Source organism: Bacillus sp. UNC322MFChir4.1 (assembly GCF_000746135.1).
GTDB lineage: Bacteria > Bacillota > Bacilli > Bacillales > Bacillaceae_G > Bacillus_A.
This window is the reverse complement of sequence record NZ_JQKQ01000001.1, coordinates 122754-139160: the sequence shown is the minus strand read 5'-3', so window position 1 is coordinate 139160 and position 16407 is coordinate 122754. Positions and strand designations below refer to the sequence as shown.

14 protein-coding genes, 2 pseudogenes and 3 other annotated features are annotated in these 16407 nt (G+C 34.0%); of the genes and pseudogenes, 7 read left to right on the top strand and 9 right to left on the bottom strand.

Annotated elements, in window-relative coordinates:
• Positions 1 to 2 precede the first annotated feature (2 nt).
• The 5 genes and pseudogenes from pyrF to BR72_RS27545 all read left to right on the top strand — a co-directional run.
• On the top strand, positions 3 to 719 hold the full coding sequence (pyrF, locus tag BR72_RS00625; RefSeq protein WP_035429087.1) for an orotidine-5'-phosphate decarboxylase: 717 nt from the start codon (positions 3 to 5) through the stop codon (positions 717 to 719).
• Positions 716 to 1348 (top strand): orotate phosphoribosyltransferase, encoded by a 633-nt coding sequence (pyrE, locus tag BR72_RS00620; RefSeq protein WP_035429085.1) that lies wholly within the window; start codon positions 716 to 718, stop codon positions 1346 to 1348. The genes pyrF and pyrE overlap by 4 nt, the downstream gene beginning before the upstream one ends.
• A 378-nt stretch (positions 1349 to 1726) precedes the next feature.
• Positions 1727 to 2632, top strand: coding sequence for a CPBP family intramembrane glutamic endopeptidase (locus BR72_RS00615; protein ID WP_035429083.1), 906 nt, complete (start codon positions 1727 to 1729; stop codon positions 2630 to 2632).
• 245 nt (positions 2633 to 2877) lie between these two features.
• A pseudogene (locus BR72_RS26180) lies at positions 2878 to 2976 on the top strand (orotate phosphoribosyltransferase); the annotation flags it as partial.
• A 137-nt stretch (positions 2977 to 3113) separates the two neighbouring features.
• Positions 3114 to 3715, top strand: a pseudogene (locus tag BR72_RS27545) (RHS repeat-associated core domain-containing protein); the annotation flags it as partial.
• 863 nt (positions 3716 to 4578) lie between these two features.
• Here BR72_RS27545 and BR72_RS00605 read toward each other — a convergent pair.
• The 4 genes from BR72_RS00605 to BR72_RS00590 form a co-directional block, all read right to left on the bottom strand.
• The gene (locus BR72_RS00605) at positions 4579 to 5031 is read right to left on the bottom strand and encodes a hypothetical protein (protein ID WP_035429081.1); all 453 of its coding nucleotides are present in this window, start codon (positions 5029 to 5031) and stop codon (positions 4579 to 4581) included.
• 60 nt (positions 5032 to 5091) lie between these two features.
• A complete protein-coding gene (locus tag BR72_RS00600; RefSeq protein ID WP_035429078.1) occupies positions 5092 to 5772 on the bottom strand; it encodes an HAD family hydrolase in 681 nt (226 codons plus the stop codon).
• A gap of 35 nt (positions 5773 to 5807) precedes the next feature.
• Positions 5808 to 6062: a YbeF family protein gene (locus tag BR72_RS00595; protein ID WP_035429075.1), complete on the bottom strand. Its 255-nt coding sequence runs from the start codon at positions 6060 to 6062 to the stop codon at positions 5808 to 5810.
• Between the two features lie 80 nt (positions 6063 to 6142).
• Positions 6143 to 6817 carry an MOSC domain-containing protein gene (locus tag BR72_RS00590; RefSeq protein ID WP_035429073.1) on the bottom strand — a complete coding sequence of 225 codons (675 nt, stop codon included), beginning with the start codon at positions 6815 to 6817 and terminating at the stop codon, positions 6143 to 6145.
• A gap of 279 nt (positions 6818 to 7096) precedes the next feature.
• On the opposite strand from BR72_RS00590, the gene BR72_RS00585 reads away from it, so the two are divergent.
• Together BR72_RS00585 and BR72_RS00580 are read left to right on the top strand one after the other, a co-directional pair.
• A complete protein-coding gene (locus BR72_RS00585) occupies positions 7097 to 7477 on the top strand; it encodes a YoqO family protein (RefSeq protein WP_035429072.1) in 381 nt (126 codons plus the stop codon).
• Between the two features lie 51 nt (positions 7478 to 7528).
• Positions 7529 to 7753, top strand: a binding site (T-box leader).
• Positions 7754 to 7802: 49 nt separating this feature from the next.
• Positions 7803 to 8027 (top strand) — a binding site (T-box leader).
• A 48-nt stretch (positions 8028 to 8075) separates the two neighbouring features.
• Positions 8076 to 8300: a binding site (T-box leader), on the top strand.
• Positions 8301 to 8563: 263 nt separating this feature from the next.
• Positions 8564 to 9928, top strand: coding sequence for an amino acid permease (locus BR72_RS00580; RefSeq protein WP_035429070.1), 1365 nt, complete (start codon positions 8564 to 8566; stop codon positions 9926 to 9928).
• A 170-nt stretch (positions 9929 to 10098) separates the two neighbouring features.
• Here BR72_RS00580 and BR72_RS00575 read toward each other — a convergent pair whose 3' ends face one another.
• From BR72_RS00575 to BR72_RS00555, 5 genes are all read right to left on the bottom strand, one after another.
• Positions 10099 to 10629, bottom strand: coding sequence for a DinB family protein (locus tag BR72_RS00575; protein WP_035429069.1), 531 nt, complete (start codon positions 10627 to 10629; stop codon positions 10099 to 10101).
• 120 nt (positions 10630 to 10749) lie between these two features.
• Positions 10750 to 11859 (bottom strand): DUF4018 domain-containing protein, encoded by a 1110-nt coding sequence (locus BR72_RS26610; protein WP_035429067.1) that lies wholly within the window; start codon positions 11857 to 11859, stop codon positions 10750 to 10752.
• 1 nt (position 11860) lies between these two features.
• Positions 11861 to 13030 carry a DUF58 domain-containing protein gene (locus tag BR72_RS00565; RefSeq protein WP_035429064.1) on the bottom strand — a complete coding sequence of 390 codons (1170 nt, stop codon included), beginning with the start codon at positions 13028 to 13030 and terminating at the stop codon, positions 11861 to 11863.
• Between the two features lie 202 nt (positions 13031 to 13232).
• Positions 13233 to 14300 carry a M24 family metallopeptidase gene (locus tag BR72_RS00560; RefSeq protein WP_035429061.1) on the bottom strand — a complete coding sequence of 356 codons (1068 nt, stop codon included), beginning with the start codon at positions 14298 to 14300 and terminating at the stop codon, positions 13233 to 13235.
• Between the two features lie 363 nt (positions 14301 to 14663).
• Positions 14664 to 16373: an Rqc2 family fibronectin-binding protein gene (locus BR72_RS00555; RefSeq protein ID WP_035429059.1), complete on the bottom strand. Its 1710-nt coding sequence runs from the start codon at positions 16371 to 16373 to the stop codon at positions 14664 to 14666.
• Positions 16374 to 16407 lie beyond the last annotated feature (34 nt).

Sequence of the window (16407 nt, the reverse complement as noted above, 5' to 3'; positions counted from 1 at the left end):
GCATGTCACAATCTTTAATAGTTGCACTAGATTTTCCAGGTAAGGCAGAGGTAGAACAGTTTTTAAGTCACTTTGAAGGAGAACAATTATTTGTCAAAGTTGGTATGGAACTGTTTTATAAAGAGGGACCTGCTATTATCACGTATTTAAAAGAAAAAGGACATCAAATTTTTCTAGATTTGAAACTTCATGATATTCCGAACACAGTAAAAAGTGCAATGCGTAATTTAGCTAGTTTAGAAGTTGACATGGTAAACGTTCATGCTGCTGGGGGAAGCAGTATGATGAAATATGCGCTTGAGGGATTAGAGGAAGGTAAGAAAGAAGGAAAAGAGAGACCGATTTGTATTGCAGTTACACAACTAACAAGCACATCGGAAGAAGTAATGAAAAAAGAGATCGGCATTGAGAAAACGTTAGAAGAAGCGGTTGCTCACTATGCGAAATTAACAAAAGAAAGCGGTTTGGACGGCGTTGTTTGTTCAACGCTTGAAGTACCAAAATTACGTGAAGTATGCGGAGACGCTTTCGTAACAGTAACACCGGGGATTCGTCTTGCAAGCGACGATGTAAATGACCAAGTGCGTGTAGCAACGCCAAAACGTGCGCGTGAACTCGGCTCTAGTTATATCGTAGTAGGACGTAGTATTACAAAAGCAGAAAATCCGCGCGAGGCGTATCAAATTGTAAAAGAACAGTGGGAGGGTGTAACAGTATGAAAAAACAAATTGCATCTCATTTATTAGATATCGGAGCAGTATTTTTACAACCAAATGATCCATTTACATGGTCTTCTGGCATGAAATCACCAATTTATTGTGATAACCGTTTAACGTTATCATACCCAGAAGTACGCCAAGCGATTGCAGCAGGATTAGAAGAATTAATTCAAACACACTTCGGAGATGTAGAAGTTATTGCAGGTACAGCAACAGCAGGTATTGCGCACGCTGCTTGGGTAAGCGACCGTATGAACTTACCAATGTGCTATGTACGCAGCAAGGCAAAAGGTCATGGTAAAGGTAACCAGATCGAAGGTAAAGCAGAAAAAGGCCAAAAAGTTGTCGTAGTAGAAGATTTAATCTCAACTGGCGGCAGTGCAATCACTTGTGTAGAGGCACTTCGCGAAGCTGGTTGTGAAGTACTAGGAATCGTATCAATCTTCACATACGAACTAGAATCAGGAAAAGAAAAATTAGCAGCAGCAAACGTTGCATCATACTCTTTAAGTGACTACAGTGCACTTACAGAAGTAGCAGCAGAAAAAGGTATCATTGGCGAAGCAGAAACGAAGAAACTGCAAGAATGGCGTAAAAATCCAGCTGACGAGGCTTGGGTTACAGCGTAATAATATAGAAAACACGACCGTGGGGGAACGCGGTCGTGTTTTTTTGCAATTATATGTATTCATTCATGTAAGGAGTATATATGAATAGTATCTGATAGACAGTGTAATAAGAAAGAATCTTAAGAACGAAAGGATTTAAAAGAAGACTTCGGTATTGGCGGAGTCTTCTTTCTCATGTTCATGAATTTATATATTACAAGAAAAAGGAAAAAAATACTATGTGTCGAAAATAAGATGATGAAGGATGTCGTATCAAAAAGATAATAAAGTGAAACGCCTTTATTAGTTTTTATTATTACATTTTTTAATTAGGGGTAAGCGTTTGGAAAAATATAAGTAGATTGTAACAGAAATAACGAAGGACTTGGGAGGGAAAAAATGAATAATGATCGATTTAAAACAATAGAAGCAGTACGAGAAGGAAAAAAGAAAGTACATCCAATTTTAGCGGTGATATTAACAATTTTATTTTTAGTTTTAGGTGAATTGTTTATGCTCTTTATGTTGTTTTTACCGAAGGCAAGAACGACCTTTATGGAGGGGATATATCTTGATTTAGAAATGGTATTAACATTTGGAGGAACAATCTTAATTGTATTTTTATGGGTTCGATTTGTGGAGAAAAGACCATTTTCATCCATTGGTCTTTGGAAAGGACAATGGATAAAAAAGTATTTGCGCGGAGCTTTGCTAGGATTTATATTCATATCAATACCAGTTGTATTTCTTGTTATAACAGGAGCTGTACAGTTGCAAATACAACATATTACAACGACAGGTATATTTAGTATATTCGGATCTTTAGTTGCATTTTTAATACAAGGAGCCGCAGAAGAGGTTGTAGTACGAGGGTGGTTGTTTCCTGTTATATCTGTAAGAAGCCGCATATGGATTGGGGTGGTTGTAACTTCAATTCTATTTGGTTTTCTTCATTTATTTAACCCTGATATTACAATTCTTTCAATATTAAATATCATATTAGTTGGTGTATTTGCGGCATTTTATGTATTAAAAGAGGGTAGTCTTTGGGGGATTTGTGCTTGGCATTCTATATGGAACTGGGCTCAATATAATGTATATGGTTTTGCGGTGAGTGGAACAACGGCATATTCTACACCATTATTTAAATCGGTTACGAGTGGTCCCAACCTATTACATGGTGGAGCATTCGGAATCGAAGGAAGTATGATTACGACAATTATGCTTGCAGTTGTTTCGTTCGGACTATGGAGACAACTATGGGGAAGAAAGGGAAACAGCATAATGCTAGATCATAATAGGTGAGAAATGGATGATGCGATCATCTGTCTATATAAATATCAATTGAAAAACCAATAGAAAACCATTCTATTTAGGAGGGAGAGGGGATCCGGCCATGCAGAGAAGCGGATCCTCCCATATGCAAGTGTTAAAGTGAGTGCAGGTTAGTTTTCGTTGTACATAATAGGGATTTATATATCGAATGTCGAAAAAATTAAAATAAACTTATATATCCAAAAGCAAAAGGTCATAGTAAAGGAAACCAGATTGAAGGTAAAGTAGAAAAAGAGATGATTGGCGAAGCAGAAACGAAGAAACTACAAAAATGGCGTAAAAATCCAGCTGACGAGGCTTGGATTACAGCGTAATGATAAAGAAAACACGACCGTGGGGGGGAACGCGGTCGTGTTTTTTTATACATAATAGTAGAGGGGGAGTTATATTTGTGCGGTTATGTTATTTCTAACATGTTGTTTTTTATAATGGAAGAAATCATAATGTATTTGATATTGGAAACGTTGTTCGTTATCAAGTCGGCAATAGCGCGGCGGGCCAATTTACGTATGACCACACAAAGAAACTGACAAACTTACAAATAGGCACAAAAGATTCACAGCGTATTTTAGAAGAATCCTATACGTATGACGCAACAAGTAACCGCACCGCAATCGAACGCAAAAACGGTGACAAAACAGAAAAAACAACATATGCATATGATTCTATTAATCAACTAACAAAAGAAGCATTACAAAATGGTACAATGAAAGAATACAGCTATGACGGCTTTGGAAACCGCACAAACGCACAAGTAACAGAAGCAGGACAGCTGTATCAACAACTGTATTTAACGACGGCAACCAGATAACGAAATTTGGCAACGAATCCCTAACATATGACGCAAAAGGCATCGCCGCAGAGAATCCATTTGGCTATGCGGGATATATGTATGATGAAGAAATTGGGATGTATTATTTAATTGCGAGATATTACAATCCAACTCATGGTGTGTTCTTGTCTGTGGATCCAGATCCGGGTGATGAGGATGATCCGATTACGCAGAATGGGTATACGTATGGGAATAACAATCCGGTGATGATGGTGGATCCGTAATGGCTAGTTCAAAATTTTTGCAACCATAATGGGAAGCAACGAAATCGTATGGCAAATATCAAAATAAATCCAAATGGCTAGTTCAGCAAAGTGCAAATTTAAAATCTAAAAAAGGAAAAATATTGTCTAGAGTACAAAGTAAAGCAAATGCTAGGCAATTTCAAAAAGTGAGTATTCGATTGGCTGGAAAAGTAGGAAGGAAAACCTTATTAGGTCCGATTGGTTGGGCATCGGATGCTTATGTATTTTATAAAGATTTTAGGAAAGGACGGAAATCTTATAGGAAAAGGTGATTAAATGATAGATAGCGATGAAACAATAATTTGGATATATGGGATTATTATAGGAGTTATTTTTGGTGGAGGTTGCATACTAACAATAGTTAAAAATAAAACATATATACTATTTTTATTTTTTATTCCTTTTATAATTCTATATTTACTATACTTCACATCATTATCTTTTATCCCCATATTATTTCGTTTGTTGATATTTGGAGGATCCTTTATCTTAGTTTACATTGTCGTATACTGGTTTGAAACACGTTAAGTATATAGAAAAATAACCAAAATAAAGAAATTTGAAACGACAATAAATCAAAGTGGTAGCGAGGACGCATAGAATAATTTCTTAAAGTGTGATACGGAAAGGTATTGCAGCAGAGAACCATAATAGTAGGGGAATCGATACATTTAAATCTAGCTGATAAAGCTTGGATTACAGCATAATAAGAAAAAACACGACTGTGTGGGGGAAATCAGTCGTGTTTTTTATATTGCATTCATGAACAATAAAATTATTTGTTTTAAAATTCAGAGAAAATAAAAGAGAGGTGCAGTGATCATTATCAATTAATCTTATTATAAAAAATAAGGCAGGTAATAAAATATGCCAATGCCAATACTTGCAGTTGATAAAATAATCGTACCAAATACAAGAGGATTTAAAGAAAGGCGGAATACTGTTACTGATCCTAAATCTACACCACCGCTATAATATTTATCTGCAATTTTAGCATTATTTCTTTGAATCGTAACGAAATAGGGAATAAGCCAAACGCAACATAATAATAAAATACTTCCCATAACTAAACTTTCTAAGACAGATACTTTGAAAAAAATTGAGAAGCGCCATATCACAAGTAATTCGAATAAGATGGTTATGGCTGTTAAGAGTATCTTTCTCCACTTTGCACTAAACTTTTTAAAAATAGTTGCATTAAGAAATTGCTCGGTTTTATCCCATGCAAATGCTAACAAGAAGAGGCAACAAACAAAAATGAGAGTGACTAGAAATTTTAATAATGAGACCATATGTTATTCCTTTCTTTTACGGTTTTATAATAGGTAGTCTAAATATTCGTACTAGAGCGTTTATGTAAGTATATGAATTAATTCATACAACGATTGTATGGTAAGAACACTACATTGTTGTTTTTTATTACTTCGATCTAGCCATATTCCATGCATACCAGCTTTTTTACTGCTGAGGGCATCTGTTTCTAAGCGATCACCAATGTAATAGCAATCTTGAATTTGACATTTGGCTTTCATACTAGCTGTTTGAAAGATAGCTATATTAGGTTTTGCCACACCTATTTCACTAGAAGTGATAACGGGATCGAAATAATGTAAGATATGTAAACGATGTAGTTTTTCAATTTGTTGTTCATAATTCCCATTACTAATAATTCCTAATGGATAACCTTTTTGTTTTAAGCTATCTAGTACATAGACTACATCTTCATACACTGTCCAGTTTTCTATATATAAGGATAAATATAGGCTGAATTTCTCATCAGCTTCTTCATTCGTTAAGAGAACGCCATATTTTTGAAAAAGGTGTAGCATTCGCAATCTTTGTTGTTCTTGAAACGATAATGTATTGGATAAAAATTGATTAAAGTATTGTTCAGAGAGTTGGTTCCATAGTTTGCTAGCTTCAAATTCTTTACCAGAAAAAATAGGATTATGCTCGCGAAAGAAGTCAAGAATACCATTTTTTTCAGCGAGCTCATAATCAAGTAGAGTACCATCAATATCAAAGAAAATCATGAATAATGCTCCTTCAGTAACATGTAATGACATAGTTAATGCTTTTTATCTACTTCTTTTTTCTCTTTTTCAAATAATAGTGTTATATAAGAAACAAGAAATGAAAAAATACTATACATCCCGACCCAAAAGAAAAATGATCGATTAAATAAGGTTACTGCCAAAATAAGAAAAATCGCAAACGTAATAATAGGCATTACATAATATGTTTTTGTAACCCGTGTACCAATAACAGAAAAAATAAAGACAAGCAATGGACAAATAAGTAATACGAATGCAAATTCACTCATGTGCTGTCCTCTTTTCTATCAAATTATTCCGCTATTCGTGGGCAGTAAATAAGACCCCCACTGATGGAATTTTCACTTTATTATTTTCCTGTTAAACGTTTTTCTGTACTCGTTTCTTTTCCTTCTAATCGCTTCGTAAATGTGTTACGCCAGCTTTCTGATAAAGAATCAACTGCTAATATGCGTTGTATACCTTCAATATTTTGTTTATCGCGGTGCATGATTTCATTTGCGAAGGCTATTGTGATGTGGTGTTTATTATGTTCTATTAATATTATTTCATCAGAAGGGGAAACAGTTCCTTCTGTTAGCACTCTTACATAAAAGCCAGTAAATCCTGTATTTTGCACAAGAAGCGGGAAGTCTTTTCGATTGTAGCGATAAGATAGTTTATAGCAAGGTTGTCTCGGCTGTGTTACTTGAACGAGCGCTTCTCCTATTTTATATATATCACCAATGCATACATCTGATTCCAGTAATCCTGTTACTGTTAAATTTTCTCCGAATGCTCCGTATGGAAGTTGCTGCGTTAGCTCTTGTTCCCAATATGGATAATGTTCAAAGGCATATATACAAACAGCTTTATCTTTTCCGCCGTGATGCTTTAAATCAGCCTGACCGTCGCCTTCGAAGTTAAGTGTCGATAAATATAATGGTTTATTAATACTTTCTTTAAACAAACCAGTTTCAATTTCTTTCCCTTGAAACTGGAATTTTTGCGGTGTCCCGATATTGAGGGAAATGATGTGTGGCATAATAATAACTCCTTTCTATCTTTATATATGGTTTATATTACCATGAAATGAGATAAGGATTACATGCTTTGTAGGAAAATTCATACATTTTTGAATGGATTAAAGCAGAGGTCATAAGTGGTATGAAGAAGTATGAATCCCCCAGTAGGGTCAACTGTTTAAAATAGGAGAACAATTTCACTCACCGTAATGGAATAAGTACGACATACAAAAAACATAATGAATGAATGAATGTTATAATGAAAGTAATTCTATAAATGGAAAATAAAGGAGGTTTTTATGGCAAAAAAAATAGGTTTTTACGGTTTAATGGCTAGTTTAATTTTATCTATTATTTTAACTCATCTAATTGCAGATAATTGGATAAACATTGTTTTTATTGCTGGAATTATTTTTGCTTTGCTATACAGGTGGGAGGATATTCGAAATTTAAGTAAGAAAAAGAAACTAATTTTTACGATTGAATTTATTATTTTAGTACCGACTGTAGCATTTCTATTAATAGCAGGTCAGAAAAAAATGGCTGCTATGTCACTTTTTCAAGAGTGGTTATTTTTAGCGAAATTCATTTATATATTTGTAATTTTAATTGTTTCTGGAATGATTGTTTCCAAAGTAAATAGAAAGTTATTATTACATGATGATACATTTCGTGTATAAAAAATATTGCTTTTTTACCTTATTTATTATAGGATAATCATTAAGTAAATAAGATAAGCGATGAATGGAATAAAGTAGTGTATGTTCTCCCTGTTAAAGAGAGCTGGCGGTTGGTGTAAGTCAGTACATAGAACAACATGAATTACAATCCAGGAGCATCTTCTTCGAGCGAATAGTAAGGGGAAGACGGTGAAGAGCCGTTATAGAGAATGAAGAGATTGACATATAAAGTTTGTCAATAATTAGGGTGGTACCGCGAATAAAATCGTCCCTACTGATTAATTTTCAGTAGGGATTTTTTGTATTTTCATAACAACTAAATAATAGATAAGCGATGAATGGAATAGAGTAGTGTATGTTTTCCCTGTTAAAGAGAGCTGGCGGTTGGTGTAAGTCAGTACATAGAACAACATGAATTACAATCCAGGAGCATCTTCTTCGAGCGAATAGTAAGGGGAAGACGGTGAAGAGCCGTTATAGAGAATGAAGAGATTGACATATAAAGTTTGTCAATAATTAGGGTGGTACCGCGAATAAAATCGTCCCTACTGATTAATTTCAGTAGGGGTTTTTTGTATTTTCATAACAACTAAATAATAGATAAGCGATGAATGGAATAGAGTAGTGTATGTTCTCCCTGTTAAAGAGAGCTGGCGGTTGGTGTAAGTCAGTACATAGAACAACATGAATTACAATCCAGGAGCATCTTCTTCGAGCGAATAGTAAGGGGAAGACGGTGAAGAGCCGTTATAGAGAATGAAGAGATTGACATATAAAGTTTGTCAATAACTAGGGTGGTACCGCGAATAAAATCGTCCCTACTGATTAATTTCAGTAGGGATTTTTTATTTACTTTTTAAATAGAAGTACTTAAATGTATGAATGATGATGCTTTTAAGAGGCCTAATTGTGGATAAGACTGACAGGCCGTTATTTAAAAAATGAATTTAGCTAGTATAAATCAATTCATTCACCAAGTACCAATAGAAATGTAAAGGAGGTGAATAGCTATGGAAGATGGCTATTACTATGTAAAATCACTTGCAAAACAACTTGGGAAATTAAGAACAGAAAGAGGAGAACAGAATGAAGAAAGATGGTTTAAAGAAAGAGTTATTACCTAGACATGTGCAATTTTTAGCGTTAGCGGGAATGATTGGTACGGGTATTTTTAAAGGTAGTGGAGATACTTTAGGGATTGCTGGGCCTGGCGTAATTATTTCGTACTTACTTGGTGGATTATTAATGATGATTGTTATGGTGGCTTTAGCAGAAATGGCTGTTGTTTATCCAAATCAAAATGTTCAACATTTAGTTCATAAGGCTTTTGGATTTCACGTATCATTTGTAGTGGGATGGCTATACTGGATTAACTGGACGCTTGTTACAATTGTAGAAATATTAGCTGCAGGATCTTTTTTACAATTTTGGTTTCCGAATGTACCTCTTTGGTTACTAAGTGCTATTTGTGCACTATTAGTTGTGGGGATTAACAGCTTTCAAGTGAAATTTTATGGCGAAATGGAATTTTGGTTTGCTAGTATAAAAATTTTGGCACTTGTATTATTCATCCTTTTAGGAGGAGCAGTCTTATTTGGACTAACGAGTTTTGCTCCGTCAACACCAACGGAACATTTACTTGGGCATGGTGGATTCTTTCCAAATGGTATTAAAGGGGTATTTAGTGCTTGTTTTATTGTAATGTTTTCGTTCGGAGGATCTGAGTTAATAGGGGTAGCAATTTCTGAGACAAAAGACGTTGAAAAGGTGTTACCTAAAGTGATAAAGGGTGTTGTTTGGCGCGTAATCATATTTTATATCTTGCCCATTACAATTATTGCGGGATTAATACCTTGGAATGAAGTTGCAGGAAATGAAAGTCCATTTATACAAGTAATGAATGCCATTGGTATCCCAGGTGTTGCACATATTATGAATTTTGTTTTATTAACTGCAGTTCTTTCAGCGGCGAATTCAGGAGTTTTTGCTACTTCCAGAACAATGGTTGCGTTAGCTGAAAAAGGAGAAGCACCAAAAATATTGAAACAGACTGCGAAATCAGGTGCACCAATCATTGCAATTTCTTTGAATGGCTTATTACTATTGATCGGGGCAGGCCTAGCATTCTTTGCTCCAAATAGTATTATCGGAACAATGATGACAATTCCAGGGTTTACAATGTTATTGCTTTGGTTAAGTATTTGCTTTGCGCAACTTAAATTACGTCCTAACTATGCAACGATGCCTAATTTTAAAATGAAGTTATTTCCAACTACAACTATTATTGGAATCGTGGGATTATGTATTATCTTCATAGGCTCAACGTTTAGTAATGGAATTTCAGTTGGAACAGTGGTTTGTTTTACAACTTTAGCAATTTTAATTAGTTTTGCTTTATTTAAAGGGCGGAATAGAAAGAAAGAAAAAACACAATTAAAGCATATAAGCTAAATTTATGAGCGGAATAATGAAGTATATTATTAAATTTGATAGAGTAGGGACATTCATCTAATAATCATTAGAGCATGCTTTTACTGAAATAAGAGTTTAATAAAATAAATTAAAGTCATAACAAAAAGCTGTATTACTTCACGTATAAAGTAATACAGCTTTTTTACATATTATTTTACGGATTGAGCCTGTTGCATTTTTTTAATCATGCGAATTTGTCCACGGTGATTTAGTTCGTCTTCAAACACATGAAACCATTTGAAATAATTGTTTGCTGGCTTGCCCTCCCAAAATGGAGTTGTTTTAAATAACCATTCGTTTGGAAGTGATTGAAATGTAGCGATTGTTTTCTCGCGCACTTCTTGTAATGTGTTGATGTAGAAATCTAGCGGTTGGTTTTTGATTTTCTCCCGTCCAAGACTACCGAGTTCAACACCTGGTAACCAGCGTTCTAGTTCTTCTTCCGTCGGCTCTCTGTCTTCAAAGGTATGAATTTGATAATAAAATTCGATAGCTGCCATGTGATACAGAAGCATACCGATTGAATTTGCATTTTCATCATTTAAGTAATCTAATTCTTCAATTGTTAAATCTTGAACTGCATGTAGTGTTGAGAAACGTGCATAATTCATCATCGAAACAAGTTTAGAAAAATCGTCGCTTAATCCGTCGATTTTATCAATTAAAAATAAATTCTCCATTGTAATCCCCCTGTTATGAAATGTAGACCTTTATTTCATTTCTCCAAATAGGAAGAGAATCCTTTTTTATGTATAGGAATAAAGCGGAAAATAATCTTTAAAATTTCAATTTTTTTGGAATCAACTTCCTTTGCCGCTTTTTTGTTGAGCAATAATATGTTCAACTTCTTTTTCTAGCGAGGTCAGTAGATGAGAATCTAGTTTATTTTGCGAATAACGAGCTTCGTTATAAGAATGAATGATAAGCATTTCATTGATTGAAATTCCTAGTCTTTTTAAACGAAATAACCAATCTTCTAACGTTTCCCCGCGGTGTCGGGAGAACGGAGGATGCAACTGTTGTTCTAATTGAAAAATGATATAACGAAATGGATTTTCAGGTGCCTTACTTTTTTTGTTTTTTGTTCCATTTGTGACTTTACTTGGCATAAATACAGCAGGGAGTATGTTCGTTTCCTTTATTTTTAATCCGTTTTTTCGTTTTACAATACGATAGATGACATAACTCATTAGAAATAAACCTGTTACTCCAATGAGTATATAGGGAAGTTGTGATGATTGATTATTAGAAGAAGAAACAAGGCCCTCGTGCAATTGAGAGTTATTCCCGGATTGATTTTGCAACACTTTTGCAATTTTGTTACCTGTTCTTGTTGGAATCCGTTCAAATAAAGGAGTTACTGCATAGCCAATACTAGGGAAAAACATTGATATAACATAGAATAAGCCTATTCGAAAATAGATTCCTATATGTAAGAGAAGAAAGCTAACAATACTTAAACCAATTATCATGATGGGCCGAGTAACTTGTTGTTTTTTGTTGTGACTGGTTAATAAAAGTATGATAAACCCTTGTAACAAAAGTACAAAAATATCAAATGATGAAGGAAAGTCCATACTTAAAAACATCGATACAACAATGATTAACACAGAAAAAATAAATTTTTCTACTAAAGATATATTCTTTTTGAATAAGAGAATAAAGAAAATACATGAAAAAATAAGCGTATGAAAAATTGTAGTAGAAAATAGAACATAATTATTGATGATAAGAAAAGAATAAAAAATAAGGTATCCAAAATAGTTATGTATATATTTTTTCACAATGTAATACGAAAAATAATAGATGATTAAAAATAAAAAGAGAAAGTGTAGCCTTATTATTCCTAGCGATGATGCGAGTAAGAGAAGGAGCAAGATGTCAATAATAAAAGAAATATATAATTTCATCTTATTCTACAACTCCTTTATCTGATACGAAATATGTACGTTGCTGAGCAGATGGAATATCTGTTTTATTTACTCCGATAAAAATAAGAGAAGAAGAGTAGTCTCGTTTGTTCATAAAATAGTGAATAAATCGCTTTTTTGGTAGTAATATATTTCCTTGTGTAATATGAGCTAATTTTTCTAAAGCTTGTGTATACTGCTGAATGCCTTCATTTGCAGGAAGGTGAATGGGATTGTTCTCTGAAAGAATACTAATAAATAATTCAAAGGGAATCTTTTTTTCTACTGCAGTTTGGCAAATAAATGCGGTATAAGAAATCAAATCTTCCATATTTATATTCCAATCAGGTATTGCATCATAAGATAAGCAAAGGCAAATACTCCAAGAATGATTGAGAACGGGTTGATAATGTTTTGCATGTAACTGTTGCATTTTTGCCGATGCTTTCCAATGGATAGAGCGAAAGGATTCTCGTTCATATGGTTTAATACCAATGATAGTAGATTCATCTTGATAAAAAGATAGAGTTGTTTTATAAGTACCAGGTGTAGTTTGGAAAACTTGTTGTAATCCTATAACTGGTTTGAGTGATGGATAGACGAGAATTTCTGTTCGCAACTTATGAATGGAAGGTAAATGAATATGAATAAACTGAAAAGGATCACCGATGATACATTCTAAATTCTCAATTTGAAAGCAACCTCGTTTTGTCGCTTGAAATGAAAAATTCCATTGTTGCATGGAAGCAGCATTTTGTACAAAAGAGAAAGTAAATATTGTATTGGATACAGTTTCTACTTTTGAGTAGTTATAAAGAGACGAATCCGAATTGAATATGATGTGTTCATTTATAAGTGGAAGCTTAGCTGTACGAAATGTAACTTTTCCATTCATAACGGGAAGTTTAGCATTGTTTTGCATAATGATGCTTAGTGTTCCTGTTTCTTTAGGGAAGAGACGGACAGTTTTTTTAGAATCTATAACTTTTATATTTTTTTCTATATACGAGACATAAAAATGTAGAGAAATTGCTAATAAGTAATAGAAAAGAAAAAAATATATAATCGTATTATTTTGAAATACAAAGAAAAATAAAAGGAAAATAGGAATGGTTAATTTGAGAATATAATGTTGCAGGAAAATAGGAACTACTTCGATATGTTGATTCATTTATAACCTCCTGTTGAATATTTTTTGTAAGGTTTTGTAGTTTTTATTATTTGATATAACGATAGCATAAAAAATAATAATTTGGAATTATCTGAAATTAATAAAGAGAGGGAGAAGTAGTATTAAATAGCGGTGATATTTATATAAATATCACCGCTATTTATGAGTAGTAATTGAGGGATAAAAAACGAAAAACTTCTTTTTAGCCTATAACGATAAGTTCTCTATTCGCATGTGTAATCACTTCATGTCCAGTTTTTGTCACGACAATATCATCTTCAATTCTGCAACCGCCAAAGTTTGGGATATAAATACCTGGTTCTACAGTTACAACCATTCCTTCTTGTAGTGTGTCTGTACTGTCTTTTGATAATCGAAGAGGTTCATGAAGTTCTAATCCAAGTCCATGGCCTGTTGAATGACCGAAATATTCACCGTATCCATGTTCAGTAATGTAATTTCTTGTAATGTCATCGATTGTTTTTGCTGACTCACCTGGGCGAATTGCTGCAGTACCTCGTTTTAAAGCTTCAAGTATAATGTTGTATATTTTTACGAATTCCTCGGAACAACTGCCGATTGCAACAGTACGCGTTATATCAGAGCAATATCCGTTATAAAGTGCACCGAAGTCTAATGTAACAATGTCACCGTCTTCAATGATTTTACTTGTAGCTACTCCGTGTGGGAGAGAAGAGCGAGTGCCGGACGCAACGATAATGTCAAATGATGAAGAGGAAGCCCCTTGTTTTCGCATGAAAAATTCTAATTCATCTCTAACATCACGTTCGGATACGCCTGGTTTTAGGAACGTTATAATATGCTCAAATGCATCATCTACGATGCGAGCGGCAATTTTAATCATTTCGATTTCGAAGTCTTCTTTTACAGTACGAATCGTCTCGATTATTTCATTTACATGAACAAGTTCGATATTTGTATATTTTTTTAACGCTGTGTATTGTTTTAGCGTCATATTATTTTCTTCTATACCTAGTTTTTTAATTTGTAATCTGTCTATTTGAGCCGCAATCTCTTTTTCCATGTTTCCTTTATGCATAATAATTTCCGCTTCGCGTACTTGCGATTTTGCTTGATCTGTATAACGGAAATCTGTAATAAATACGGCATTTGTAGGAGAGATTAAGATAACTCCAGCAGTACCTGTAAATCCAGTAGCGTACCTGCGGTTTTCTTTTTTTGTAATAAGTAATCCGTCTATTCCAAATTGATGTAGCTGTTCTTGAATTTTTTTAATTCTTGAATTCATTTTAATTCCTCCCTTTCATCTCCTTATATAAAGCAAGAATAATGCCAACATTTTATCCAGCATGAATGGGGAGTAAAAATCTACTGTGAAAAAAGTTTCGTTATATCTCTGTCAAAAAATATAGACACACAAGATGATTTTGTGTCTATATTTTTTGACAGAAAAGTGATTGTGTAAAAATGAATGAAATAACGATCTTTTTTGTAAGGGAATATAGAGAATCTTTAGAGCTTCATTAAGATTTTTCAACATGTAGGTCGCTTTCGCTCTTTGTTTTAACCCTTGTTTGTGACAGAAAAAGGTTTTCATGAAAAAGAAGTTGCCCTAAGTTACTACTTTTTGGGACAACTTCTTTTCGTATTTTTAAGCCTTTAATTTCATCACTGTGTCTGCATTCGGTGTTACGTATACTGTTTGTTGATTATCATATGTCACAAACCCAAGTTTTGCTCCGCTTGGCTTTTTCACATGACGAATTTTCGTATAATCGACTGGAACTGAGCTCGATTCTTTTGCTTTACTAAAGTAGGCAGCGAGCTTTGCTGCTTCCACTAATGTTTCGTCACTTGGCTCTAATGAACGGATGACTACGTGAGAACCTGGAATGTCCTTCGTATGAAGCCAAATTTCATCCCGGCGTGCTAGTTTATTCGTTAAATAATCGTTTTGTTTGTTATTTTTCCCAACTAAAATCTCTGTTCCATCACTTGCAATATATTTGTCTAATACAGGTTTAGTTGGCTTTTTCTTTACATTTTTCGTTTTACGATTCCGTACATATCCTTCTTCAGCTAGTTCTTCGCGAATTTCCTCAATATCTTTAGAAGAAGCAGCTTCCATTTGTTGTAGTAAGCTATCAAAGTAAACGATTTCTTCGTTTGTTTTTTCGATTTGTTCTTCTACGATTGTGATAGAATTTTTTGCTTTTTGATATTTTTGGAAATAACGCTGTGCATTTTCTGATGGTGTGCGCAGTGGATCTAAAGCTATTTTTACAGTACTGCTATTTTCATCATAGTAATTGATAACTTCAATTTCTTTGTCGCCCTTTTTCATTGCGTACATATTAGCTGTAAGCAATTCGCCAAATAGTTGATATTTATCTGCTTTGCCCGCGTCTTCTAACGTTTTTTGTAATTTAATTAATTTCTTTTCATTCTTTGCTTTTTCATTTTGCATAAATCGTTCTAAATCATGGGCCTGTTGCTTTACGCGGTCACGCTCTGCTTTTCCGAAGAAGAATCGATCTAGTAATTCACTTACAGATGAGAAGGTTTTCTCTTCACCTTTTAGGTGTGCAAGCGGGAATAAATAAAAGAACTCTTTCCCATTTGCTACAATCATCGAAGGCGTATACTGATGTTGTAAGAGCGGTTTTTGTAATGTGAAAAATGCTTCAGATAATGCATGTTCATTTACCATGCCAGCTTTTGCAACTACTTCTTTTGCAAATAATGGAGAGATTCCTGTAAAAGCTCCTACGAGTTGTTTATCCATATTTCCTGATAAAAAGTCGAGCGGCCGAATAAATTCTTCTTGCGTTTCAATTTGCAAGGGGTTGATTTTTTGTTGCGTTGGCGGTGCAACATATTCAATCCCGGCATATACAGTACGGTGACGGTTTACCGCTAAGGAAACGTGTTTTAAGCTGTCCAAAATAATATTTGTTTTGGAGTCTACTAAAATGATATTGCTATGGCGTCCCATAATCTCAATAATTACTGTTTTTAATGATTCATCACCAATTTCATTGCGGCTGCGAATAGTAATTTGAATCATTCGTTCTAAATCAATTTGTTCAATTTTTTCAATGAATCCACCTTCTAAATGTTTGCGAAGAAGCATGCAAAACATTGGTGGTAATGCAGGGGAGTCATAGTTTTGTGTTGTTAGATGCATCCGCGCATATGTTGGGTGAGCGGAAAGAAGTAATTTTTGATTTTTTCCGTTTGCCCGAATATGTAATAAAATTTCATATTTTGACGGTTGATATATTTTTGAAATTCTTCCTGTTTGAAGAGAGTTTGCAATTTCATGTGTGATTGCTCTTGTAAATAATCCATCGAATGCCACGTTGAACACTCCTTTCTCACTAAAAGTTAATTAT